This is a genomic window from Thermanaerothrix sp. (assembly GCA_026417795.1).
GTDB lineage: Bacteria > Synergistota > Synergistia > Synergistales > Synergistaceae > Thermanaerovibrio.
This window is the reverse complement of record JAOACP010000124.1, coordinates 1-1006: the sequence shown is the minus strand read 5'-3', so window position 1 is coordinate 1006 and position 1006 is coordinate 1. Positions and strand designations below refer to the sequence as shown.

General features: G+C 59.3%; 1 protein-coding gene. It reads left to right on the top strand.

Going from position 1 to position 1006, the window contains the following annotated elements; translation table 11 throughout:
- Window positions 1-269: 269 nt before the first annotated feature.
- Window positions 270-950: a hypothetical protein gene (locus N2315_09555; protein MCX7829416.1), complete on the top strand. Its 681-nt coding sequence runs from the start codon at window positions 270-272 to the stop codon at window positions 948-950.
- The last annotated feature ends 56 nt before the right edge of the window (window positions 951-1006 follow it).

Sequence of the window (1006 nt, the reverse complement as noted above, 5' to 3'; positions counted from 1 at the left end):
GCCTGAGGAAGTGGTTCTGCCGGGCCCTGGGGTTATCCGTCTGGATCCTCAAAGTACCACTGGAGCCTTTGAGTCCTCCCGTCCCGCTTTCCTTTGCCCTGCAGAAGATTCCCTACGGGCCCCCTCAAGGAACCCGGCACCCTCAAGCTAATCTGGAGGTCAGAAAGTAAGCGGTAGGGGATACCTGTAAAGCAGGCGGCTCTGCACGGGCCCCCTTTGCCTTCGGCGCCCCCTTTGCCTTCTTTTTTCTTCGTGATATACCCATATTCATGGCAACCATTCTCGTCCTCAATTGTGGAAGCTCCACCATCAAATTTCAGCTTTTAGACATGCCGGCGGGCAGGCGGCTCCTTAAGGGGGCTATCGAAAAAATCGGCCAGCAGGAAAGCAAGGGCCGCATTTCCTACGATGCATCCCTGGAACCCTGGTTCCGCCGCTTTTCCTCCCCTCAGACAGAACGCCCTTCCAGCAAAGGCAGCCCGCCTTCTCTCGAAGAATCCCCCCCGGCCATCCCCTACGCCGGCGCCTTCGACTGGCTCTTTGCCCACCTTCCCCCCACCCTTCCCCTCGATGCGATTGGGCACCGGGTCGTCCACGGGGGGCCCTACTTTAACCAGACGGTGCGGATTACCCAGGAAGTGGTGGAACACATCCAGGCCTGCAGCAGCCTTGCCCCCTTACACAACCCTGTTCAATTAGAAGGCATCCGCCTGTGCGAAAGGTACCACGGGGAAATTCCCCAATTTGCCTCCTTTGACACGGCCTTTCACCGGGACAAACCGGAAGTGCACCGCATCTTTTCCCTTCCCCGACAGCTCTGTAAACAGTTTGGCTACGAAAAATACGGCTTCCATGGGGCAAGCCACCGCTACGTGGCCCGCCGGGCCGCCGCCCTGCTTCAGCGCCAGGCGGGGGCGCTCTTCGAGCGCTGCACGCCGATAGATTTGTGAGAGGAGGGCATCCGCCTGAGATATTGTTTCCGGCGCGTGGAGCAGGAGCTGTCTCT

Bases quoted from the DNA above. Each gene is read 5' to 3' on its own strand.
- N2315_09555 (MCX7829416.1), top strand. From the start codon at position 270: ATGGCAACCATTCTCGTCCTCAATTGTGGAAGCTCCACCATCAAATTT.